This window comes from Rhizobium rosettiformans W3 (genome assembly GCF_004912135.1).
In the GTDB taxonomy this organism is placed as follows: Bacteria; Pseudomonadota; Alphaproteobacteria; order Rhizobiales; family Rhizobiaceae; genus Allorhizobium; species Allorhizobium rosettiformans.
Genome location: NZ_STGU01000004.1, coordinates 297520 through 320715 on the forward strand (window position 1 = coordinate 297520; position 23196 = coordinate 320715).

The following is a 23196-nucleotide window of genomic DNA, read 5'->3' on the forward strand; positions in this document are numbered from 1 at the left end:
GTACGCTCCATGGCGTCCATCGACATCAACGAGGTCTCCAAGATCTACGACAAGGGCGGCGCAAAGGCCGTCGACAGCGTCGACATCCAGATCGAGGATGGCGAATTCATCGTGCTCGTCGGCCCCTCCGGCTGCGGCAAGTCCACGCTGCTGCGCATGGTGGCCGGTCTCGAAGCCATCTCGCAGGGCACGATCTCGATCGGCGACCGCGTCGTCAACGAGGTCGAGCCGGCAGACCGCGACATCGCCATGGTCTTCCAGAACTACGCGCTTTATCCGCACATGACCGTTTTCGACAATCTCGCCTACGGCCTGAAGAACCGCGGCACCCCGAAGGCCGAAATCGCTGCCCGCGTGGCGGAAGCCGCCAGGATGCTGGAGATCGAGAAATATCTCGACCGCAAGCCGCGCGCGTTGTCCGGCGGACAACGCCAGCGCGTCGCCATGGGTCGTGCCATCGTCCGCAAGCCCGCCGTCTTCCTCTTCGACGAGCCGTTGTCGAACCTCGACGCCAAGCTGCGCGTCACCATGCGTGGCGAAATCCGCAAGCTGCAGAAGCGCCTGAAGACCACGGCGATCTACGTCACCCACGACCAGCTGGAAGCCATGACGCTGGCCGATCGCCTGGTGGTGCTGAACGGTGGCCGCATCGAGCAGATCGGTACGCCGCTCGAGGTCTATAACCGACCGGCCTCCACCTTCGTCGCGAGCTTCATCGGCTCGCCGGCCATGAACCTCGTCAACGGCCGGATCGAGGGCCATGAGCTTTCCATCGGCGACGCCCGCATTCCCCTGTCCGAGACCTGGCCGCAGGGCGAGGTGCGCGTCGGCATCCGGGCAGAAGACCTGGCGCTGGCAGGCGAAGGTCAGGTGATGTTCGATCTCGCGATCGATTACGTCGAGGAACTGGGCGCCCAGCGTCTGGTGCATGGCCTAATCGGCGATCAGCCACTGACGGCCGTTCTCGGCTCCAATGTGCCGCTCGGCGACCGTCTGCCGCTGCACATCGCCCCGAGCCGCCTGCACTTCTTCGCGCTCGACACCGGTCGGCGTCTCGAGCCTTACGCGCGGCAGGGTATGTCGGATGCCGTTGTTGCGGATCGGAGCGCCGTGCTGGCCTGATCGATCGTTTGCATTTTAACGATCGGGAACACGTCACTTTAGGAGCTTGTGGATAGGGTGCCCTCTGGATTGTGAGGGGGTACTCATGCCGTTAAAACTTTTTTTGGCCGGAATGGCCAGCATGGCGCTGACGGTGCCGAACCGTCGTGCGGATGGTCAGCCGCCGGTCATTGCCGCCAATGCGGATCATCTGGCGCTGAAAGCCGCGCCGATCAATCCGGACTGGATCGTCAGGGGAACGCCGCTCGCCCGCATCGGCGAGCATTCCCAGAGCGCCGACGAGGCGAGCCTGACCGCGGTCTGGGATTGCACCGCTGGTGAGTTCCGCTGGTATTTCGGCTGGGACGAGACGGTGGTCATCCAGGAAGGCGAAGTGCATGTCACGGCCGAGGATGGAACCCAGCGCATACTGAGAACGGGCGACATCGCCTATTTCCGCCAGGGCACCTGGTCGACCTGGCGTGTCGACACTTACGTCCGCAAGGTTGCCTTCCTGCGCAAGCAGTTCCCGGAGCCGCTGGCGACGCTCTACCGGATCCGCAACGCGCTGCGGCGCGGGAAATACTCCGCACTTTGACCTGAAACGATCTTCAGCAAATTTGAGGCTGTGCGGCGTTGCCATCCCCTGCCGCACGGCCTACATCTCCGGTGCTTTTCAACGGGGACAAACCACATGGCGAAGATCACCAATGTCGCGGTCCAGATGGACCACGTATCCACGATCAACATCGCGGGTGATTCCACCTTCGCCATGAGCCTGGAGGCTCAGAACCGGGGCTACAAGCTGTTTCACTACACGCCCGACCAGCTCTCCATGCGTGACGGCCGTGTCTACGCAACCGTCGAGCCGATGGAGCTGCGGGACGTCAAGGGCGACCACTTCACGCTGGGTGCGCCGGAACGCATCGATCTCTCGACCATGGACGTCGTACTGCTCCGCCAGGATCCGCCCTTCGACATGAGCTACATCACCTCGACGCATTTCCTTGAACGCATCCATCCAAAGACCCTGGTCGTCAATGATCCGGCCTGGGTGCGCAACTCGCCGGAGAAGATCTTCGTCACCGAATTCGCCGACCTGATGCCGCCGACGCTGATCACCAAGGATCCGGCCGAGATCGCCCGCTTCCGCGAAGAGCAGGGCGATATCATCCTGAAGCCGCTCTATGGCAATGGCGGCGCCGGCGTCTTCCACTCCACCCGCGACGACCGCAACTTCACCTCGCTGATGGAAATGTTCGCGCAGATGTTCCGCGAGCCCTTCATCGCGCAGGGCTACCTTCCGGCGGTGCGCAAGGGCGACAAGCGCATCATCCTGGTCGATGGCGAACCGGTCGGCGCAATCAACCGCGTACCCGCCGAACACGACAGCCGCTCCAACATGCATGTCGGCGGCCGCGCCGAGGCGACCGAGCTGACCGCGCGCGAGCGCGAGATTTGCGTGCGCATCGGCCCAGCACTTCGCGAACGTGGCTTCCTGCTCGTCGGCATCGACGTCATCGGCGACTACATGACGGAGATCAACGTCACTTCGCCGACCGGGATTCGTGAGGTGAAGAAGTTCGGCGGCGCGGATATCGCCGCACTGCTCTGGGACGCGATCGAACGCAAGCGCGCTTAACCGCCTGATTTCGATATCGAAGTTCCCCCTGTGTTCCCGCTGCACAACCGGGCACAACTGAAGCCCTATCGGTAGATGCAGATGTTCCGCAAATGTTCTTGCGGAACGGCTCGTCTTATGCGAGATTGTTCCCGTCGCTACACGCAATATGAAGTTGCATCGGCGACTATAGGTCGATCGGCGAGGGCGGGCGATGGTAGCGCGTATCAGTACGGTTGCATTTCAGGGCATCGAAGGCGTGCCCGTCGAGGTTCAGGTCATGGTGGCGCCCGGCAAGACGGGCATGCAGATTGTCGGCCTGCCCGACAAGGCGGTGGCCGAGAGCCGCGAGCGCGTTCAGGCCGCGCTCCATGCCTCGGGGCTGGCGCTTCCAGCAAAACGGGTGACCGTCAATCTGGCGCCGGCCGATCTGCCCAAGGAAGGCTCGCATTTCGATCTGCCGATTGCGCTCGGTCTGATGGCAACACTCGGGGCAATCCCCGGCGATGCGCTGCAGGGCTTTCTTGTTATCGGCGAGCTCAACCTGGATGGCACCATCGCACCGATCGCAGGCGCGCTTCCGGCGGCGATCAGCGCCAACGCTCTGGACAAGGGGCTCATCTGCCCGGCCGACAGCGGCGCGGAAGCCGCCTGGGCCGGCAGCGAGATCGACATCCTGGCACCCCGCAGCCTGATTGCGCTCGCCAATCATTTTCGCGGTACCCAGGTCCTGTCGAGGCCGGAGCCCTCGGTCAGAGCGCTTCCCGCCAATCTGCCTGACCTTGCCGACATCAAGGGCCAGGAAAGCGCCAAGCGCGCGCTGGAGGTCGCTGCGGCCGGCGGACACAATCTCCTGTTTGTCGGCCCGCCGGGGTCGGGCAAATCCATGCTGGCGGCTCGCCTGCCGTCGATCCTGCCGCCGCTGTCAGCGCCCGAACTGCTCGAAGTCTCGATGATCCATTCGATCGCCGGCCAGCTCTCCGGTGGCAAGCTCTCCGATCGGCGGCCCTTTCGCACGCCCCATCATTCCGCCACCATGGCAGCGCTCGTGGGCGGGGGGCTCAGGGCCAAGCCGGGTGAGGCCTCGCTTGCCCATCACGGCATCCTGTTTCTCGACGAACTGCCGGAATTTGCGCCGCCCGTGCTCGATGCGCTTCGACAGCCGCTGGAGACCGGCGAATGCATCATTGCCCGTGCGAACCATCGGGTCTCCTACCCCTCCGATTTTCAGCTCGTTGCCGCCATGAACCCCTGCCGTTGCGGCATGGCAGGAGAGCCTGGGCATGTCTGTGCCCGCGGGATCCGCTGCCAGACGGAATATCAGGGGCGCATCTCGGGCCCCCTGATGGATCGCATCGACATTAGGATCGACGTACCCGCGGTGTCGGCGACCGATCTGATCAAGCCTCGCGCAGCCGAAAGCAGCGCGGATGTCGCAAAACGCGTGGCAGCCGCCCGTGCCCGCCAGCGCGATCGCTTCGAGCGCCTCGGCCTGCCCTTCAGCACCAATGCGCGCTGCTCCACCGCGCTGATCGAGACGCTGGCGGAGCCGGATGCCTCGGGCCTGCAGCTCCTGCTAGACGCGGCGGAGAAATTCCGCTTCTCGGCACGGGGATATCACCGGGTGCTGAAGGTCGCCCGCACGCTCGCAGATCTCGACGGCACGGAGACCCTGGGGCGCATTCATCTCGCCGAGGCGATCTCCTATCGCATCGCGTCCGAGCGCCTTGCGGCGGCGGCATGAGGGGAGGGAAGGTGAGCGGCGGTGAAGCTCAGTTGTCGGCGGCTGCTTCGCTGGTCGGCCGCAGCATGTCGACCGGCAGCAGCAGGCGGACGACGGCCCCGTCCTGCGGATAGCTGATCTCGGTCTGGCCGCGGACGCCGGCAATGACGCGCTTCATCAGCGTCGAGCCGAAGCCACCCGCGCCCGCCACCGGTGGCGTCGGCGCGGGGCCGCCGTTTTCGCGCCAGGTGATGACGAGCTGCTCGTCATTGTCGGCGGTGCTCTCGATCAACCAGTCGAGGTCCACACGACCACCCTGGACGCTGAGCGCACCATATTTCGCGGCATTGGTCCCGAGCTCGTGCAGGATGAGGCTGAGCACAACCACGGTCTGTCCGCCGATCGGCACCTTGGGGCCGTTGGCGGTGAAACGTGCGGTGCCGACGATGGCGAAGGGCTCCAGCGCCTGGAAGATCACGCTCTGTAGGGAGGCATCTTCCCCCTTGCGCAGGCCGCGAAGCAACAGATTGGAGCGCCCGAGCGCCGCCAGTCGGTCCCGCAACCGGGCTGCGAGTTCGTCGGCACTCGAAGCATTCTTGAGCGAAAGGCTGATGATGGCGTTGATTGTGGCGAAGATGTTCTTCAGGCGGTGGTCGAGTTCCAGCGCCATCACCTCCTGCTGTTCGGCCAGTCGCTGGATTTCCTCGCGCGCGGTCATTTCCTTGCGATAGGCCTGGGTGACGAGGTAAATCAGCGTCAGCTCGGTGGTCACCACGAAAATGTAGAGCGCCATGGCGAGCAGCGTGCCCACGGAGAAGTCGAAGCGTCCGGGGCTGATGAAGAAATACCAGGCAGAGAGCCCCGAGAGCGCGGCCACCATCACGCCCTGGCGCAGGCCGAAGACGAAGCCGCAGATGATCACGGCGGGGAAGAAGGTGAGGAAGGGAAACCCGGCCGGCAGGACGGGATCGAACCATGCCCTGATGGCCAGCGCCACCGCAAAGACGATGAGGCTTGCCACATAGGTCGCGATCAGGCCGCCACCGGAGAGCGGGTCTTGAACGGAGGCGAAGGCAGGCAGGCGATGAAGAAGTGCGCGCATGGACCCCCGGGAAATGCACTGAAGCAGACAGTCAATTTGTCGTGAACCAATCTAGCCGGGGAACGGTACGCCCGCAATGGAGGAAGCGCCGGGACCGGCGCTTCCGTTCGACGACTTACTCGCCGAGGCCGGCAAAGAGCGCGGTCGAGAGATAGCGTTCGGCAAAGGAAGGAATGATGACGACGATCGTCTTGCCGGCATTTTCCTCCCGCTGGCCAAGCTTGATGGCCGCGGTCAACGCAGCACCCGAGGAAATGCCAACCGGCACACCTTCAAGCCGCGCAACGAGACGGGCATGCTCGAAAGCCTCGTCATTGCTGACGGTGATCACCTCGTCATAGACATGGGTGTCGAGAATAGCGGGGGCAAAGCCCGCGCCGATGCCCTGGATCTTGTGTGGACCGGGATTGCCGCCGGACAGAACCGGGCTGTCGGTCGGCTCGACGGCCACGACCTTGATGTCGGGCTTGCGGCTTTTCAGCACCTGCCCGGTGCCGGTGATCGTACCGCCCGTGCCGATGCCGGAAACGAAGATATCGATCTGGCCGTCCGTGTCGTTCCAAATTTCCTCGGCCGTCGTCTTGCGGTGAATTTCCGGATTGGCGGGGTTTTCGAACTGCTGCGGAATGATCGCATCCGGCGTCGTCTCGGCCAGTTCCTGCGCCTTGGCGATGGCGCCCTTCATGCCCTTGGCGCCCTCGGTCAGAACGAGTTCGGCGCCGAGCAGGGCCAGCATCTTGCGGCGCTCGATCGACATGGTTTCGGGCATGGTCAGGATCAGCTTGTAACCCTTGGCGGCGGCGGCGAAGGCGAGCGCGATGCCGGTATTGCCGGAGGTCGGCTCGATCAGCGTGGTCTTGCCGGGGGTGATCTTGCCCTGGGCTTCCAGGCTTTCGATCATGGCCACACCGATGCGGTCCTTGACGGAGGCGATTGGGTTGAAGAATTCGAGCTTGGCGAGCAGATGCGCCTTCACGCCCTTTTCCTTGGCCAGCTTGTCGAGACGCACGATGGGCGTATCGCCGATCGTCTCGGTGATCGAGCCGTAAACGCGTCCGCGGCCGGGTTTCTTCTGCTCAGTCATGTATCTCTCCCTGATGATGTGTTTGGCGCGAGCTTACGCTTGGCCTGCGCGCCATGCCAGCATAGCCATGCCGCGCCGAGCGCGATCCTTGGAAAAATCTGCTCCCAGGCCGTTGTCCCGAGCGCCAATGGAGAAAAGCGCTTCAGAGCCGGATTGTTGCAGTGAACGGAGAGATCAGGCAGCCCGCGCCGCGATATAGGCCGCCGTGCCGGCGAGAATGCCAGCCGCACTCCGGTTCAACACCTTCAGCGCTTCCGGCCGCTTCAGGAGCCCACGCGCCTGAGCCGCCAGCAGAATATAGGGCAACAGCACGGCCATCAGCACCACGAATGTCAGCCCGACCAGCAGGAGATAGTCGGCAAGCCCGATCGCCTCGAGCGGGATGAGCGTCGGCACCAGCGCGACGTAAAACAGCATGGTCTTCGGATTGCCGAGCGTCACCAACAGGCCGGACAGAAAGGACATGGAGGGACGCATGGCACGCTCCGCCTTGATATCCTGCGGCAGGAGACCGGATGTCCAGAGCTTCCAGGCGACATAGACGAGATAGGCCGCACCCAGGAATTTCAGGATCAGGAAAGGCGTGACGAAAGTCTTGGCCAGAACCGAAAGCCCGAGGATCACGGCCGTCAGATAGACGAGATCGCCGAGAATGAGCCCGAGCCCCATGAAGAAGGTCGGACGGAAGCCGGAGCCCAGAGCCCGCGCCACGATCGCGGTCATGCCGGGTCCCGGAATGGCGGCCGCAATGAACAGCGCGCCGCAATAGGCGATGATCGTCGTCAGTGTCATGGATGGTCTCCTGCGCCGCCATTTCTAGTCCTGGAGCGAAAGACTTGCAACGGTGACACGATCGCGATTGCGCCTTCCACCGCTCTGCAGCTAGGAGGCGCAAACCCCTGTGAGAAACGCCCTCATGCCGAGCCTCTCTGCCTTCCTCGCTTTCAGCCTGATCTGCCTTGGCATGGTGCTGACACCGGGCCCGAACATGATCTATCTCGTTTCCCGGTCGATCTGCCAGGGGCCGATGGCCGGCCTTGTTTCGCTCGGGGGCGTGGCACTCGGTTTCGTCGTCTACATGCTGTTGACCGCGCTCGGGATCACCGTGCTGCTGCTCGCCGTGCCATTCGCCTACGACCTTTTGAAATTCTGCGGCGCGCTCTATCTCGGCTGGCTCGCCTGGCAGGCACTGCGCCCCGGCGGGCGCTCGCCCTTCCAGGTGCGCGATCTGCCCGTCGACAGCCCGCGCAAGCTCTTCGTCATGGGCTTCGTCACCAGCCTGCTCAATCCGAAGGTCGCCATCCTCTACGTTTCGCTCCTTCCGCAATTCATCGATCCCGCACGCGGCAGCGTCTTGCTCCAGTCGCTAAGCCTCGGATCCGCCCAGATCGTCATCAGCGTTACGGTCAATGGCCTGATCGCGCTTTCGGCCGGCGCCATCGCCCTCTTCCTGGCCGGCCGCCCCTTCTGGATGGTGGTGCAGCGCTGGCTGATGGGCACGGTGCTGGCCGGTCTGGCGGTGCGGATGGTGACGGAGGCCCATCGATAGCAGAGTGAAAAAATGCGTCGCGGCCCTCAAACCCCCGTCGATCCGAACCCGCTGGCGCCGCGCGCCGTGTCGCTCGTCTCGGTCACCTCGGTGACCCGCACCTGCGTCACCGGTGCGATCACCATCTGGGCGATCCGCATGCCACGGGTGATGATGAAATCTTCCTGGCCGAGATTGATCAGCAGCACCTTCACCTCGCCGCGATAGTCGCTGTCGATGGTGCCGGGTGTATTGAGGCAGGTGACGCCGTTCTTGAAGGCGAGGCCCGAGCGTGGGCGTATCTGAGCTTCGAAGCCCTCAGGGATTTCCATGATGAAGCCGGTGGGCACCAGCGCCCTCGCACCCGGCGCAAGCGTCATCGGTTCCCCGTCGGTGACCGCGGCTCTGAGATCCATCCCGGCCGCCCCTGCCGTCTCGTAGGCGGGAAGCTCAAGCCCTTCGCCATGCTGCAGGCGCTTGAGGTTGAGCACGGGGCCGAGGACGTCGGAACGGATGGCGGACATGGGCAGAAATCCTTTGTTGCCCGCGCTCAATTGCATATTGGCCGTCGAAACGCTAGATAACCGCCCGACCACAAGGAATTCCAGAGATATGGCTGAAACGCTCGCCGAGGCGGTCTCCCGCCGCCGCACCTTTGCTATTATCGCCCACCCGGACGCGGGTAAGACGACGCTGACCGAAAAGCTGCTGCTGTTCGGCGGCGCCATCCAGCTTGCCGGTGAAGTTAAGGCGAAGAAGGATCGCATCCAGACCCGGTCGGACTGGATGAAGATCGAGCGCGAGCGTGGCATCTCGGTCGTGACGTCCGTGATGACCTTCGAATATGAAGGCAATGTCTTCAACATTCTCGACACGCCCGGCCACGAAGACTTCGCCGACGACACTTATCGCACGCTGACCGCCGTCGACGCGGCCGTCATGGTGATCGACGCCGCCAAGGGTATCGAGCCGCGCACGCTGAAGCTCTTCGAAGTCTGCCGCATGCGCGACATCCCGATCATCACCTTCGTCAACAAGATGGACCGCGAAAGCCGCGATCCGTTCGAGATCCTCGACGAAGTGGAAGAAAAGCTCGCGCTCGACACGGCGCCGATCACCTGGCCGGTCGGTCGCTCCAAGACCTTCTGCGGCTCCTACCATCTCGCCAACAACACCTATCGCGGCGGCGATGCCCAGGTCGAACCCTTGAAGGTCAACGGCCCGCAAAGCGTGGCCGAGAACTTGCCTGAAAACGAACGCCAGGCTTTCATCGACGAGCTGGAACTCGCCCGCGAAGCCTGCCGCCCCTTCGACCGCCAGAGCTTCCTCGAAGGTCATCTGACGCCGGTCTTCTTCGGCTCTGCACTGCGCAACTTCGGTGTGCGCGACCTCATCAACGCGCTCGGTGCCTATGCGCCGCCGCCGCGCGACCAGGTGGCCGATACCCGCACCGTGCATGCGGCGGAAGAAAAGATGACGGCCTTCGTCTTCAAGATCCAGGCCAACATGGACCCCAACCACCGCGACCGCATCGCCTTTGCCCGCATCTGCTCCGGCAAGCTGGAGCGCGGCATGAAGGCGCGCCTTGCCCGCACCGGCAAGCAGATGGGCCTCACGGCGCCTCAGTTCTTCTTCGCCTCGCAGCGCCAGCTGGCGGACACGGCCTTTGCCGGCGATGTCGTCGGCATTCCGAACCACGGGACGCTCAGGATCGGCGACACGCTGACCGAAGGCGAAAACCTCGTCTTCCAGGGCGTACCGAACTTCTCGCCGGAAATCCTCCGCCGCGTGCGTCTCGAAGATGCGATGAAGGCGAAGAAGCTGAAGGAAGCCCTGCAGCAGATGGCGGAAGAAGGCGTCGTGCAGCTGTTCTCGCCGGAAGACGGCTCGCCCGCCATCGTCGGCGTCGTCGGCGCGCTGCAGCTCGATGTCTTGAAGGAGCGGCTCTCGGCCGAATACGGCCTGCCGGTCTCCTTCGAAATGTCGCGCTTCTCCGTCTGCCGCTGGATTTCCGCCGATAACAGGGATGATCTGGAAAAGTTCATGACCCAGCGCCGTGGCGACATCTGCCGCGATCTAGACGGCGATCCGGTCTTCATGGCGCAGGACCAGTTCTCGCTGCGCTACGAAGCCGAGCGTTATCCGGCAATCAAGATGGCCGCCATCAAGGAATATCACGTCGCCAAGGCGGCGTGATTGTTCTTTGATCTGCCCAGAACTGGTCCGAATACCTGCGTTTTTTGACCGGATAGTGACCTTTGATCTCAGCCTCGGCGTGATACTGTCCGCACAACTGTTAATCTTGTGTGGGCGGTCGTTGCGACCGGGGCGTTTTGTTCAAGGCATTTTCTCGTGAAACCCGCTTGCGGGCACTTTTGAAGTCGGTCAGCATCCTGCCACTGCTGGCGGGTCCCGCTCAGGCCGGCTCGGTCAATTGGACCGGCGCCACCTCGAGCGACTGGTTCACGGACAGCAACTGGGAATGGGGCTCCGGTGCCCCGACGGCCTCCGATGATGCGCGCATCAGTCAGACCGGTGTGGTGCTCGATGGCGAAGATGGCGCAGCTGCCGATCTTTTCGTCGGAACCGGCAGCGGAACGGATGGCGGCCTGACCGTCTGGCGTGAACTCTCGACCACAAATGCGACTGTCGCCTACAGCGATGGGTCGATCGGCATGATCACGGTCACCGGCAACCTCGGGAAATGGACGAACACCAGTTCGACCTATATCGGCAATGATGGCGACGGCACCGTCAACGTGCTGACGCAGGGCGAATTTCTTGGCGGCGTGGTTTATCTCGGCGCTGGAACGACAGGCGAGGGCACGCTGAACGTCTCGAACCAGAGCCGCTTCGAGGCCGATGCATTCTATATCGGATACGGCGGCAGTGGCTCGTTCACGCTGGAGCAGGACGCAACCGCAATCACCGGGCGAACCATCATTGCAGACGGGATCGGATCGTCCGGCAGCGCCACGGTCGCAACGGTCTCGCAGTGGACGCTGTCTGATGCACTGACCATCGGCGGGGGTGGCGTCGGTACCTTGCTGATCAAGGAAGGCGCGGATGTCTCCGGAACGGCAGCCTATATCGGCAATGGCGCAGGTTCCTCCGGCAGCAGCGTCACGGTCACCGGGTCTGGGACAAGCTGGGTCAACACGGGCGAGCTTTTCGTCGGCTCGTTTGGCGATTCGACGCTGGAAATCGGCGAGTCTGCGACGGTGTCGAACGGCAATGCGGTCATCGGTCGCCATTCCACTTCATCGGTCACGGTCAGTGGCAGCGGTTCGACCTGGACCACCGGCGCCTTGCTCATCGGCGGCGACCGCTCCGACATGTCGAGTTCGCTCGCAGGCAACGGAACCCTGGATATCCTCGCCGGCGCGATCGTCAGCGGCACATCAGCAGTCCTGGGCGACAGCACAGGGTCTGAGGGTACGGTCAATGTCGACGGGACAGGCTCGCTCTGGGACCTCTCCGACCGCGTCAGTGTTGGCGGGCTGGGTGAAGGCACGGTCATCATCACCAATGGCGGCAAGATCAGTTCGGCTGGCGGCCTTGTCGGGCACGAAGCCTCCGGATCCGGTCTCGTGACGATCTCCGGCGATGGCAGTCTCTGGGAAAACACTGGTGTCTTCTACGTCGGCAACCTCGGCGACGGAACGCTCCAGCTTCTCGCAGGCGGCGATCTGACCAGCACCGACGGCTATGTCGGCACGGAAAATGGCTCGGACGCCGAGGCCACCGTCAACGGTACCGGCTCGAGCTGGATCATGAGCGGCGACTTCCTCGTCGGGCATAACGCTGGCGCTGAAGGCTCCGTAACGATTTCCGCAGGCGGTCTGATTGAGAACCTACAGGGCATTCTCGGCAATCTGGCAGGAGCGGATGGCGAGATGCTCGTCACCGGCGACGGCTCTCTCTGGGACGTTTCCAGCGACCTGAATGTTGGCCGTTTCGGAGATGGCGCGCTGACCATCGCCCTTGGCGGCGATGTGACCGCAGCGCGCAGTCTCATCGGCAATGAAGCCGGATCGATAGGCACCGCCACGGTGTCCGGCAATGGTTCGACCTGGATCACGACCGGCGGCCTCTATGTCGGCAACGAAGGAACGGGCACACTCATCGTCACGGGTGGCGGCTACGTCTCTGCTGACGAAATCACCATTGCCAACGAGGCGGATTCCATCGGCACGTTCATCATCGGCGCAGCCCTCGGTCAGACCGCGGGCGGGAGCGCCGGCTTCGATGCGGAAGAGATCCATTTTGGGGATGGCGATGGCACCCTCGTCTTCAACTTCGGAGGAAGCGACGTCACCTTCGATTCGCTGATTGACGGTTCAGGTGAGATCGCCGTGGCCAATGGCCGGGTGGTCTACGCAGGCAATGGCAGCGCGTTCACGGGAACCACCAGCATCACCGGCGGAACGCTTCATCTGGACAACGCCACGCTTGGCGGCATCCTCACCGTCTCCGGCTGGGGAACGCTAAGCGGGAAGGGAACGGTCGGGGCGACCACCCTCTCCAGCGGTTCCACTGTAACCCCCGGCGGTTCCGGCGTTGGGACCCTGACGGTCGACGGCAATCTGGTTTTTGACGCGGGCGCGACCTACGAGGTCGACGTCAACACCACGACCGGTGCGAGCGATCTCCTGCATGCCACAGGCACGGCAACCCTCAACGGCGGCACGGTGCTGCATGTCGGCCCCTCCAGCGGTTACGCGGCCAACCAGTCCTATGTCATCCTCACCGCCGATGGTGGCCTCACGGGGACCTTCGACACGGTCGATACGGATTACAGCTTTCTTGATGCCGCGCTGAGCTACGACACCAATGATGCGACGTTGACGTTGACCCGCAACGCGACCGATTTTGCGGATGTTGCGCAGTCCACGAACCAGTCGGCCACGGCAGGCGCGGTCGAAAGCCTCGGCTCCGGCAATGCGGTCTACGACGCGATCGTTGTCCTCGACGATGAGATGGCCGCAACAGCCTTCCAGCAGCTCTCCGGTGAAGTCTATGGCCAGAGCATGAGCGCCAGCCTCGAGAATTCCGGGCTGATCCGGAGCCTGGGTGGCAATCGCATGCGCTCGGCCTTCGGCTCTGTCGGGGCCGGCCAGAGCAATGTCGTCTCCCTCGGGAGCGGCAGTTCGAGCGCGCTGGCTTACGGCGAGGAGAAGGCGAAGACGCCGGCCGAACTGGCGGCAGAATCGATCCTCGCGACGCCTGAAAACAACGGCCCCGTCGCCTGGGCGGAAGCCTATGGCGGCTGGGGCAAGAGCTTCGGAGAAAATGGCGATGCCGATCTCTCCAATTCGATCGGTGGCATCGCCTTCGGCATCGATACGACACTGGGAGATACGAGCTGGAGGCTGGGTGTTCTCGGCGGTTACGGCGCCGCCTCGTTCGAGCTGAGCGACGGTCTTTCCAGCGGGGATAGTGACGATTTCGATATCGGCATCTATGGCGGCAATCAGTGGGGGCCGCTCGCCCTGCGCTTCGGCGCGCTCTACAAGCATCAGCAGGTCTCGACGGAACGTACGGTCGATTTCGGCGGCTTCTCCGATCAGCTTTCGGCCGATTACGGTACCAACACGGTGCAGGCCTTCGCGGAACTCGGCTATGAGATCAAGATCCGGGACGTGCGGCTGGAGCCCTTCGTCAACCTGGCGCAGGTCCATATGCACACGCCGGCCTTTACGGAAGAGGGAGGTGCGGCCTCCCTGTCACGCCAGGCAAGTGACATGAACCTCACCTTCACCAATCTCGGCCTCAGAGCAGCGACAGAACTGGCGCTTGCCGGGGTGAGCGCGACCGTTCGTGGGGCGGCCGGATGGCAGCATGCCTTCGGCGATACGGAGACAGCATCGACCCTGTCCTTTGCCGGGGGCAGCGATTTCGTCACCTCCAGCAAGACGGCTGCCGAAAACAGCCTCGTCCTGCAAGCCGGGATCGACATGCCGATCGGCACCATGGCGACCGTGGGTATCGGTTTCGATGGCAATTACAGCAATCGCGGCAATGCCCAGTCACTCAAGTTGAACTTCCAGAAGCAGTTCTGACAGGGCTGTGGCGCCAGGCGGCCTGACGAGCCGCGCTTCGTCACGTCAACCTGCGGCAGAGATCCGCAACCCCTGCGATGGAGCGAACGTCACTGTCAGGCGCTCATAGGTCGCGATGGTCGGATGCGATGTCTCGAGCGGATGGGCGTGGGTCGCCGTGATAACCGCGACATCGGCGCCGGCGGCTTCGCCGGCCTGCACACCGGCAAGCACATCCTCGAACACCAGACAGCGCGAGGGGGCAAAGCCGAGCCGTTCAGCGCCGAGGCGGTAGCCGGCGGGGTCGGGCTTGCCGATCTTCACGTCTTCCGCCGTCACGATCTGCCGTGGCTGGGGCAGGCCGGCTGCGCCGATGCGGGCGCGCGCCAGAGCCGTCGGGGCCGAGGTGACGATGGCCCAGCGGTCTGCGGGCAGGCTTTCGAGAAAGGCGATGGCCCCTGGGATCGGCACGATGCCGTCCAGGTCCTCGATCTCGCCGCGTTCGACTTCAAGCGCCTCTTTTACCACGTCGATACCGGGAAGGTTCAGCGCGCTGATCGTGTCGATCCCGCGCTTGCCATGCATGGTCGGAAGAAAGGTTTCAAGATCGAGCCCGTGTTTCAGCGCCCAGCGGCTCCAGACCCGCTCGGCGGCAGCGATGGAGTTGAGAAGTGTGCCGTCCATGTCGAAGAGGAAACCGTCATAGAAGCGGTCGAAAAGCCGGTCGGGGGAGTGATGCAAGGGAGGGGTCCTGTGATCGATCTGGCAATAGGCTCCCGTACCCGCTCCGGAGAGCGGCGGCAAACACTTAATCCGGGCAATGCAGGTGACAGGCTCCGCGCGGTCGAATAATCTCCCGACGAAGAGACAGGGGCGTCCGGCGGAAGCCGGGCTGAGAAGCACCCTTTGAACCTGAACCAGATCATGCTGGCGGAGGGAGTCGCTCAGGTGCTGCGTCGGGCTTTCCGCGTCTCACCCGTCGCTTCTCCGCCATCGGGGAGAAGCAGAGATGACATCATCGACAATCCGCAACGTACTTAGCATTGCCGGCTCCGATCCCTCAGGAGGGGCGGGCATTCAGGCCGATCTCAAGGCCTTCTCGGCGCGTGGATGTTACGGCATGGCAGCCTTGACCGCGCTCACGGCGCAAAACACGCAAGGTGTCTCTGCCGTCGTGCCGCTCGAACCGGACTTCGTCGTCGAGCAGATCCGCATGGTCTTTGCCGATGTCAGGGTGGATGCGGTGAAGATCGGCATGATCGCCAATGCCGGCATTGCGTCTGCGGTGGCGGAGGCGTTGGAGCCGCATCGCGGCATTCCCGTGGTTCTCGATCCCGTGATGATCGCCAAGGGCGGAGCACCGCTGCTCGATCCGGCTGCGGTCGAGGCGCTGAAGAGCAAACTGCTCCCACTCGCCACCCTTCTGACCCCCAACCTGCCTGAAGCGGCGGCTCTGCTCGGCGAGCCTGAGGCCTGCGAGCGCACGGTCATGGAAGCGCAGGCCATCCGGCTCTCAGCGCTCGGGCCGAAGGCGGTGCTGGTGAAGGGGGGGCACCTTCCGGGTGCCGAAAGCCCCGATGTGCTGGTGTCGGAAGGAGAGGTGCGCTGGTTCGAGGCCGCCCGCTTTCAAACACGCAACACCCACGGGACCGGTTGTTCTTTGTCGAGCGCGCTGGCGGCAGAACTTGCAAAGGGGCGGAGCCTCCAGGATGCCGTCCGTCAGGCCAAGACCTGGCTGGCAGAGGCGGTTGCGGCTTCCGGCCGTCTCTCGGTCGGATCTGGACACGGGCCTGTGCACCATCTCCACGCACTATGGTCAGACGAGAACAGGCGCTGAGGGCTCAGCTGCCTTCGTGACGTTCGAGGTCGCGGATATCGAGGAAGGAGGGCAGGGCGGAGCCCAGCCAGGACTGGTGGTGCGGCTTCAGTTCGCGTCGCTGGTCGATGGTGCCCAGCCGGATGCCGATCTCTCCGTCCGAACTTTCGCGCCAGAGCGGCGAGCCGCAGTCGCCGCAGAAGAATTGGTCGCTCGGCTGTCCGCTGTCGCCAATCTTCCGGTAGCGACGCGGGACACCTGAGGTGAACTGGAAACTGTTGGAAATTGCCGGGGCGGTCACGCGATAGGCCGAACCAGTCAGCCTCTGGCAATCGGTGCAGTGGCAGATGCCGACGGCCTGTGGATCGACCTCGGCTTCATAGCGGATGGCGCCGCACTGGCATGCCCCTGTGACCCGCATCGCACCCTCTGGAAAAAGAAAACCCGGCGGTGGAGTGCCGCCGGGCAAGGTGAACTTGACTGCAGGGGTTAATGATCGGCCTTGATAAAGGTTCCGTTCTGCAGCTCTTTCATCGCCTGCATCAGTTCCTCGCGGGTGTTCATGACGATCGGCCCGTGCCAGGCGACCGGCTCCTTGATCGGCTTGCCGGTGACCAGCAGGAAGCGGATGCCCTGTTCGCCGGCCTGCACGGTAATCTCGTCGCCGGTGTCGAAAACGACCAGCGTGCGGTTGCCGGATAGGTCGCGGATATTGAGCTCCTCACCCATATACTCCTTCTCCACCTTCACGCCGAAGGGCTTGGAGGCATCGCGGAACGAGCCGGAGCCGGCGAAGATATAGGCGAAGGCCAAGCGATAGGTGTCGACCGGGAAGGTCTTGCGCTTGCCCGGCGGCACGGAAATGTCGAGATAGACGGGTTCGGCGGCAATGCCGTCCACCGGTCCGCTCTTGCCCCAGAAGTCGCCACAGATGACCCGCACCGAGGTGCCGTCATCGTCGATGACGACGGGGATGTCGCCGGACTTGATGTCCTGGTAGCGGGGTTTGGTCATCTTCAGCGAGGAGGGCAGGTTGGCCCAGAGCTGGAAGCCGTGCATCCGACCGGCGAAATCGCCCTTCGGCATTTCCTGGTGAAGGATGCCGCTGCCGGCCGTCATCCATTGCAGGTCGCCGGCACCCAGCATGCCCTGATTGCCCAGGCTGTCGCCATGCTCGACAGTTCCGGCCAGCACATAGGTGATGGTCTCGATGCCGCGATGCGGATGCCAGGGAAAACCGCGTACATAGTCGCTCGGCGTGTCGTTGCGGAAATCGTCCATCATCAGGAAGGGGTCGGTCATCGAGGGATCGCCGAAGCCGAAGACGCGGTGCAGTTTGACGCCGGCCCCCTCCATGGTCGGCGTGGCGCGGCTTTCATGCTTGACGGGACGAATGGACATCGATGCATCTCCTCGGAGAATGATGGCTGAATTGTCCGGCAATATATGCGAGCGCCGCCTTCGGCGCAGGTATGCCCGTCAGAACGCAGTGTTCACTTTTGCGCCATTCGACAGCAGGAAGCATGTTGCGCTGCACGACAAAAATTTGTCATGAATGGCGGCATGTTTGCAAATCATTAGTCTATCGCGCCAAGAGTGGACGGCATGCGCAGTCGGTTCGATGGACCTGGGGCAGAATTCAAATGTGTCGTTGGGCGGCTTATCGTGGTGTTCCTATCTTCCTCGAGGAGCTCGTCACCTCTCCTGCGCATTCCCTGATCGAACAATCCCATTGCGCCACCCGCGCCAAGACGGCCACCAACGGTGACGGCTTCGGCCTAGCTTGGTACGGCGATCGCCCCGAACCCGGCCGCTTCCGCGACGTGCTCCCCGCCTGGTCGGACTGCAATCTGAAGAGCCTTGCAAGCCAGATCCGCTCGCCTCTCTTCCTCGCGCATGTCCGCGCCGCGACCCATGGCGCGACCCGTCGCGACAACTGCCATCCCTTCGTGCAGGGCACCTGGTCCTTCATGCACAATGGCCAGATCGACAATTTCGACCGCATCCGCCGGCCGATGGAAGGCATGCTGGACGACGAGCATTTCCATGCGCGTGTCGGCACGACCGACAGCGAACTGCTTTTCCTCCTCGCGCTTCAGTTCGGCCTGAGGGACCGTCCGATTGCGGCGATGAGCGAGGCCGTGGGCTTCGTGGAGCAGATCAGCCTGCATCTGACGGGCACCGCCCGCATCCGCATGACCGCGGCCTTCTCCGACGGCAAGACGCTCTACGCGGTCCGCTATTCCACCGACGAGCATGCCCCGACGCTGTTTGCAGCACCCATGGGCCCGAAGGGCAGCTTCTGTCTCGTGTCGGAACCGTTGAATGACGAGACGGATACCTGGGTGGAGATCCCCGCCGGCAGTGCCGTGATCCTAAGCGAGAACGGGCTGGATGCTGTCGAATTCAAGCCCGAGGCCGAACGCACCCGGGTCGACCAGGCCCGCCGGCCGGCGCTGGCGACGGCTTGACCCTCAAGCCTCAGTCGACGATGCCGAGTTCGCTGCGCAGCTTGCGCGTCAGCGATGCGCTGACTGTGCGGTAGGATCGGGTGAGATAGTTGCGGAGCTCCGCATCGCTGAGCTCGCTCCCGGGCTCAACCGTCACCCATTTGCGTTTGGCAAAATAGGGTGCCTGCGAGATGCCTTCCAATGCGGTCAGGATCTCGAAGCTCTCCTCGCTGACCTTGAAGGCAAGGCGGTTCTCGCCGTCGGTTAGAAGCGCGAAGACCTTTTCTCCGACCTTGGCGACGCGGCTCTCCCATTGGTCGACCAAGCTGGTGCCGGCGAGGGCGTGAACGAAGGTTTCGAAACCCGAACGGGAAAACAGGCTCATGCCCCGGTCCCGCCGATCTGGGTCGCGATCCAGAGTGCCAGCCGTTCTGCGACCTCGTCCTTGGAAAGATCCGGCCAGCCTTCCACACCGTCGCGGGAGATGAGTTTCACGCGATTGCGGTCGCCACCCATGATCCCGGTTTCCGGCGAGACGTCATTGGCGACGATCAGGTCGGCGCCCTTGCGCTCGAGTTTGGAGCGGCCGTTCTCCTCGACATTCTGTGTTTCTGCAGCAAAGCCGACAACGAGACGCGGACGCTGCGCATGGTGTCCGACGGTCTTCAGGATGTCGGGGTTCTCGGCAAGCTCGAGCGGCGGCGGAGCCTCGCCCGGCTGCTTCTTGATCTTCTGACCGGCAGAGGATGCCACACGCCAGTCGGCGACGGCCGCGACCATCACGGCGATATCGGCGGGGAGGGCGCCAAGCACGGCATCGCGCATCTCCTCGGCTCGCTCCACATGCAGTGTCCGAACTCCTGCAGGATCGGGGATCGTGACGGGCCCGGAAACCAGCGTCACCTCCGCGCCGAGGCGGGCAAGGGCTGCGGCGATCGCATGACCCTGCTTGCCCGACGAGCGGTTGGCGATGTAGCGCACGGGATCGATCGGTTCATGGGTCGGGCCCGATGTCACGACGGCCGTCATGCCCGCGAGCGGCTTCGGCCCGGACAACAGGTCTTCGACACCGGCGACGATATCCAGCGGCTCGGCCATGCGTCCGCGGCCGCGTTCGCCGCTTTCGGCCATCTCGCCCTCCATCGGGCCGATCATCTGGATCCCGTCGCCCTGAAGCACGGCAACATTCCGCTGGGTGGCCGGATGCGCCCACATCTTCGGGTTCATGGCGGGCGTGACCAGCACGGGCCGGTCGGTCGCCAGCAGCACGGTCGACGCAAGATCGTCGGCCAGCCCGTTTGCCATCTTGGCCATCAGGTCCGCGGTTGCGGGGGCAACGAGCACGAGATCGCATTCGCGCGCCAGCCGGATATGGCCGACATCCTGCTCGTCTTCCCGCGAGAAGAGTTCGGTATAGACATGGGAGGCGGAGAGAGCACCGACGGCGAGCGGCGTGATGAATTCCTGCGCGCCGCGGGTCATGATCGGACGCACGCTCGCACCGCGTTCCCGGAGCCTGCGGATCAGGTCCAGGCTCTTGTAGGCGGCAATACCACCCGCGATCACAAGCAAAATGCGCTTTCCGGCCAAGGTCATGACGGCAAACCCTTCATCTCTGTCGGGGCGACCCTAGCGCAAATCCGGCACAGGGCAACACCTTGGCCGCCGGAGTGGTAAATGTGCGTCAGCCTGCGCTGCTGTCGAGCTTGAGGGGCACCTCGGCGACGGTCCCGTCGGTGCCTTCCAGATAGCGCAGACCATCACCGAGCGTCGAGGCCATGGATTTGACGATGCGACTGCCAAGACCCGTGCCCTTCGGGGCACTGTCTGGATCGATGCCGATCCCGTCATCTTCGACCCGCAACAGGGCTGCGTCATCGCCGACCATTTTCAACTGCACACGGATGTCGCCGGCTTGTCCCGGGGAATAGGCGTATTTGAAGGCATTGGTCACGAGTTCGGTGACGATCATGCCGACGGACACCGCCTTGTCTGCGCTGAGCGAGATCGGATCGGCATCGAGCAACAGGCGGATCGGCTTTTCTACGCTGTGCAGCGAGCTGTAGAGTTCAGCCGTCAGGCGGCCGAGATAGCGGTCGAGTTCCACCTTCGAGACGTCGTCGGAGGTGTAGAGGCTGCGATGCATGCCGGCAATTGCCGTGATGCGCGCCTGGGTCTCGGCCAGTTCCGCCTTGACCTCCTCGCTCCGCGCGCTGGAGATCTGCAGCCGGAGCAGGCTTGCGACGAGCGCCAGAGAATTGGCAACACGATGGTTCACTTCGGCGAGCAGAGCTTCGGCCCGCTCCTTGCCGAGACGGATCTCTTCGTCCGCCCGTGCCTTGGCGGCTCTCAGTTGGGCATTGGCCACTGTCTGCTCGACCGCGCTCGACAGCAGCGACAGGAAGTCGTCGCTGACCGTCTTGATCACGTAGTCGGCAGCCCCCGCCTTGATCGCTTCGATCGCGACCTGGGCCTCGTTGGAACCGGTGACGTAGACGACGGGCACGTCGATCGCCGCCTCGCGCATGCGTGCGAGCACGTCGTGGCCGGTGGTTTGGCGCAGATAGTGGTCGAGGACGACAACGTCGAACGGGCGCGCGCGCAACAAGGCGAGCGCATCGTCCTCGGTTTCGGAATGGGCTACCTCGTGACCGAGGCGACCCATATACCGCTGCACCAGCCGGGCGATGGCCGCATCGTCGTCGATGTAGAGGACGTTGAAGCGCATCGCCGGGCCATCCTCAGGGGATTTGCATGACGGAGAAGAACAATCCGAGTTGTCGAATGGCGTTGGCGAAGTTGTCGTAGTCGACAGGCTTGGTGATATAAACATTGGCCCCGAGGTCATAGCACCGCTGGATTTCGCGCTCGTCATCTGTCGTCGTCAAGATGACGACCGGGAGCCGCCGCGTATGCGAATTGGATTTAATTTGATCAAGAATATCCGTGCCCGACATGTCGGGCAGATTGAGATCGAGCAGGATCAGCAGATACCGGTCTTCTGAAACCTTACCGCTACGGTCCTTGCCGAGAACATAGTCCAGCGCGTCCGTTCCGTTGGTGAACGGAATGATCTCGTTGTGCACGCCGGCACGACGCACGTTCTTCTCGATGAGACGAGCATGACCTTCGTCATCCTCGACCATGATGATGGTGACTTCCTTACCCACGGCTTTCATTATTCAACTCCGTACCAAGCGTGACAGGTCAGATGGCAGTCGCAGTACGAAGGTCGATCCTTCCCCTAAACGGGACTGAACGGTTATCTCCCCCCCAAGGTTCCGCGCAAGGGAGCGGACATGGGCAAGACCAATTCCGTCGCCGGACTGATCCTGTTGGCCGGAACGGCGAAAGAGTTCGAAAATGCGTTCGTGATCGTGTTCTGCAATGCCACGGCCGTTGTCCTCCACCTCGATCCGAACCATGTGTCGCCCTTCGGGCGCAGTTCGGACAGCGAGGGCCAAGGGCCGATCCGGATGTTTATATTTGATAGCATTATCGAAAAGGTTACCAAGGATTTGTTCGACCGACAGGCGGTCGGTGTTGAGGCGCGGAGCCTTGATTTCAAGCTTGATGCTGCCGTCGCTTTCGCTGATCTGGTGATAGACGCTGTCTGTGATGGTCTCGAGCATCGGCTGCAGTTCGACGATCTCAGGCTTCAGCTGGCGTCGACCATCGCGCGAGATTTTCAGGATGGCATTGATCAGGCCGTCCATCTTCTTCGTCGATGAGCGGATGAAGCCGATCGCCTCCGGCAGGTCTTCTGCTGCGGCCAGTCGAGCCTCGTGGATCTGATCTTCCGAAACGGTCTTGCCGTCGTTCAAGACATAGGCCTGCAGCGACTTCAGCGACGCGTCGAGTTCGGCCGTAAAGCCCATGATGTTGACGAGGGGCGCGCGCAGATCATGCGTGACGATATAGGCGAAACGCTGGATTTCCTGGTTCGCCCGCATCAGGTCTTCCGTGCGCTCGGCCACACGGGCCTCCAGGCCCTGGTTCAGAACTTCGACCTCCTGGCGCGATGCCGCAAGCGCGCGGACATGCTGGGCCACGACCAGCAGCGCGCCACCCATGACGGCGACGATGGCAATGCCGCCGCCCAGCGTGATCCACTGGAGCTGCTGCGTCGCGGCGATCTGTTCTTGGGTTCCCGTTTCGACATTGGCGTCGGAAAGGTCCTTGAACTCGTCGAGCATCTGGCGGATCTCGTCCATCAGCTCTCGACCGACGTCACCGCGGACCAATTCAATGGCTTCGTCCTGTTCGCCGCTGCGTACGAGGTTGATCGCCTGACCCATCTCGGTGAGCTTGCCGCGGATCTTCTCGCGCAATGTGTCCATCCGCTCGGCCTTGATCGGCCGGTCTTTGACGGCTTCCGCCAGCGCTTCCACATTTTCGCGAATTTCCGAGACAGCACCTTCATAGGGCTGCAGAAACTGCTCCTCACCGGTGATGACGAAACCGCGCTGCCCTGTTTCGGCGTCGGTGAGCTTCTGCATCAGATCCGCTGCCATACGGCGGATGTTGCGCTCCTGCAGGATATAGTCGAAGGTCGAGCGCGTGCGCTCCACGAGCCCGAGGGTCGCGACGATGATCCCGATGAGAATAGCGGTGCCGATCAGGAGGAAGAGGAGCGTGGACCGTACGAAACCGGCTTGGGTGGCGGACATGTAACTCCCAGAGGAACAAAAGCTGCGCAATGACGTTTAAACACGGCTCTCGCGACTTTG

21 protein-coding genes and 1 riboswitch are annotated in these 23196 nt (G+C 63.2%); of the genes, 9 read left to right on the forward strand and 12 right to left on the reverse strand.

Annotated features, from left to right (window positions below; translation table 11 throughout):
- Positions 1-9 precede the first annotated feature (9 nt).
- The 4 genes from FAA86_RS09885 (at position 10) to FAA86_RS09900 (ending at position 4466) form a co-directional block, all read left to right on the forward strand.
- Positions 10-1122 (forward strand): sn-glycerol-3-phosphate import ATP-binding protein UgpC, encoded by a 1113-nt coding sequence (locus FAA86_RS09885; RefSeq protein ID WP_136540182.1) that lies wholly within the window; start codon positions 10-12, stop codon positions 1120-1122.
- Positions 1123-1207: 85 nt separating this feature from the next.
- Positions 1208-1699 carry a cupin domain-containing protein gene (locus tag FAA86_RS09890; protein WP_136540184.1) on the forward strand — a complete coding sequence of 164 codons (492 nt, stop codon included), beginning with the start codon at positions 1208-1210 and terminating at the stop codon, positions 1697-1699.
- 96 nt (positions 1700-1795) lie between these two features.
- On the forward strand, positions 1796-2743 hold the full coding sequence (gshB, locus tag FAA86_RS09895) for a glutathione synthase (protein WP_136540186.1): 948 nt from the start codon (positions 1796-1798) through the stop codon (positions 2741-2743).
- A 193-nt stretch (positions 2744-2936) separates the two neighbouring features.
- Positions 2937-4466 carry a YifB family Mg chelatase-like AAA ATPase gene (locus tag FAA86_RS09900; RefSeq protein ID WP_136540188.1) on the forward strand — a complete coding sequence of 510 codons (1530 nt, stop codon included), beginning with the start codon at positions 2937-2939 and terminating at the stop codon, positions 4464-4466.
- A gap of 28 nt (positions 4467-4494) precedes the next feature.
- Here the strand turns inward: FAA86_RS09900 and FAA86_RS09905 are convergent, their stop codons facing one another.
- The 3 genes from FAA86_RS09905 to FAA86_RS09915 form a co-directional block, all read right to left on the reverse strand.
- Positions 4495-5547 (reverse strand): HWE histidine kinase domain-containing protein, encoded by a 1053-nt coding sequence (locus FAA86_RS09905; protein ID WP_136540190.1) that lies wholly within the window; start codon positions 5545-5547, stop codon positions 4495-4497.
- Between the two features lie 115 nt (positions 5548-5662).
- On the reverse strand, positions 5663-6631 hold the full coding sequence (cysK, locus tag FAA86_RS09910; protein ID WP_113460185.1) for a cysteine synthase A: 969 nt from the start codon (positions 6629-6631) through the stop codon (positions 5663-5665).
- Positions 6632-6805: 174 nt separating this feature from the next.
- On the reverse strand, positions 6806-7423 hold the full coding sequence (locus FAA86_RS09915; RefSeq protein WP_136540192.1) for a LysE family translocator: 618 nt from the start codon (positions 7421-7423) through the stop codon (positions 6806-6808).
- Positions 7424-7547: 124 nt separating this feature from the next.
- Between FAA86_RS09915 and FAA86_RS09920 the strand changes: the two genes are divergently transcribed.
- Complete coding sequence (locus tag FAA86_RS09920) at positions 7548-8180, forward strand: LysE family translocator (RefSeq protein ID WP_136540194.1); 633 nt, start codon at positions 7548-7550, stop codon at positions 8178-8180.
- Positions 8181-8206: 26 nt separating this feature from the next.
- Here the strand turns inward: FAA86_RS09920 and dut are convergent, their stop codons facing one another.
- On the reverse strand, positions 8207-8683 hold the full coding sequence (gene dut / locus FAA86_RS09925; RefSeq protein ID WP_136540196.1) for a dUTP diphosphatase: 477 nt from the start codon (positions 8681-8683) through the stop codon (positions 8207-8209).
- Positions 8684-8771: 88 nt separating this feature from the next.
- Here dut and FAA86_RS09930 point away from each other — a divergent pair, with 88 nt between their 5' ends.
- Together FAA86_RS09930 and FAA86_RS09935 are read left to right on the forward strand one after the other, a co-directional pair.
- Complete coding sequence (locus tag FAA86_RS09930) at positions 8772-10355, forward strand: peptide chain release factor 3 (protein ID WP_136540198.1); 1584 nt, start codon at positions 8772-8774, stop codon at positions 10353-10355.
- Between the two features lie 167 nt (positions 10356-10522).
- The gene (locus FAA86_RS09935; protein ID WP_136540200.1) at positions 10523-14221 is read left to right on the forward strand and encodes an autotransporter domain-containing protein; all 3699 of its coding nucleotides are present in this window, start codon (positions 10523-10525) and stop codon (positions 14219-14221) included.
- 45 nt (positions 14222-14266) lie between these two features.
- Here FAA86_RS09935 and FAA86_RS09940 read toward each other — a convergent pair whose 3' ends face one another.
- Positions 14267-14941 (reverse strand): HAD-IA family hydrolase, encoded by a 675-nt coding sequence (locus FAA86_RS09940; RefSeq protein ID WP_136540203.1) that lies wholly within the window; start codon positions 14939-14941, stop codon positions 14267-14269.
- A 118-nt stretch (positions 14942-15059) separates the two neighbouring features.
- A riboswitch (TPP riboswitch) is annotated at positions 15060-15156 on the forward strand.
- Positions 15157-15209: 53 nt separating this feature from the next.
- Here FAA86_RS09940 and thiD point away from each other — a divergent pair.
- Positions 15210-16037, forward strand: coding sequence for a bifunctional hydroxymethylpyrimidine kinase/phosphomethylpyrimidine kinase (thiD, locus tag FAA86_RS09945; protein ID WP_136540205.1), 828 nt, complete (start codon positions 15210-15212; stop codon positions 16035-16037).
- Between the two features lie 4 nt (positions 16038-16041).
- Here the strand turns inward: thiD and FAA86_RS09950 are convergent, their stop codons facing one another.
- Entirely contained in the window at positions 16042-16437 is a 396-nt protein-coding gene (locus tag FAA86_RS09950) for a GFA family protein (RefSeq protein WP_136540207.1), read from the reverse strand.
- Between the two features lie 68 nt (positions 16438-16505).
- Positions 16506-17417, reverse strand: a complete 912-nt coding sequence (locus FAA86_RS09955; protein ID WP_136540209.1) for a pirin family protein — start codon at positions 17415-17417, stop codon at positions 16506-16508.
- Between the two features lie 242 nt (positions 17418-17659).
- On the opposite strand from FAA86_RS09955, the gene FAA86_RS09960 reads away from it, so the two are divergent.
- Complete coding sequence (locus FAA86_RS09960) at positions 17660-18487, forward strand: class II glutamine amidotransferase (RefSeq protein WP_136540211.1); 828 nt, start codon at positions 17660-17662, stop codon at positions 18485-18487.
- Positions 18488-18497: 10 nt separating this feature from the next.
- Here the strand turns inward: FAA86_RS09960 and FAA86_RS09965 are convergent, their stop codons facing one another.
- The 5 genes from FAA86_RS09965 to FAA86_RS09985 all read right to left on the reverse strand — a co-directional run bounded on the left by FAA86_RS09965 (position 18498) and on the right by FAA86_RS09985 (position 23136).
- Complete coding sequence (locus FAA86_RS09965) at positions 18498-18851, reverse strand: MmcQ/YjbR family DNA-binding protein (RefSeq protein ID WP_136540213.1); 354 nt, start codon at positions 18849-18851, stop codon at positions 18498-18500.
- On the reverse strand, positions 18848-20062 hold the full coding sequence (gene coaBC, locus FAA86_RS09970; RefSeq protein WP_136540215.1) for a bifunctional phosphopantothenoylcysteine decarboxylase/phosphopantothenate--cysteine ligase CoaBC: 1215 nt from the start codon (positions 20060-20062) through the stop codon (positions 18848-18850). Before coaBC ends, FAA86_RS09965 begins: the two co-directional genes overlap by 4 nt.
- A gap of 88 nt (positions 20063-20150) precedes the next feature.
- The gene (locus tag FAA86_RS09975; RefSeq protein WP_136540217.1) at positions 20151-21194 is read right to left on the reverse strand and encodes a sensor histidine kinase; all 1044 of its coding nucleotides are present in this window, start codon (positions 21192-21194) and stop codon (positions 20151-20153) included.
- 13 nt (positions 21195-21207) lie between these two features.
- Positions 21208-21645 carry a response regulator gene (locus FAA86_RS09980; RefSeq protein WP_113460172.1) on the reverse strand — a complete coding sequence of 146 codons (438 nt, stop codon included), beginning with the start codon at positions 21643-21645 and terminating at the stop codon, positions 21208-21210.
- A gap of 3 nt (positions 21646-21648) precedes the next feature.
- Positions 21649-23136 (reverse strand): sensor histidine kinase, encoded by a 1488-nt coding sequence (locus FAA86_RS09985; RefSeq protein ID WP_136540219.1) that lies wholly within the window; start codon positions 23134-23136, stop codon positions 21649-21651.
- Between the last annotated feature and the right edge of the window lie 60 nt (positions 23137-23196).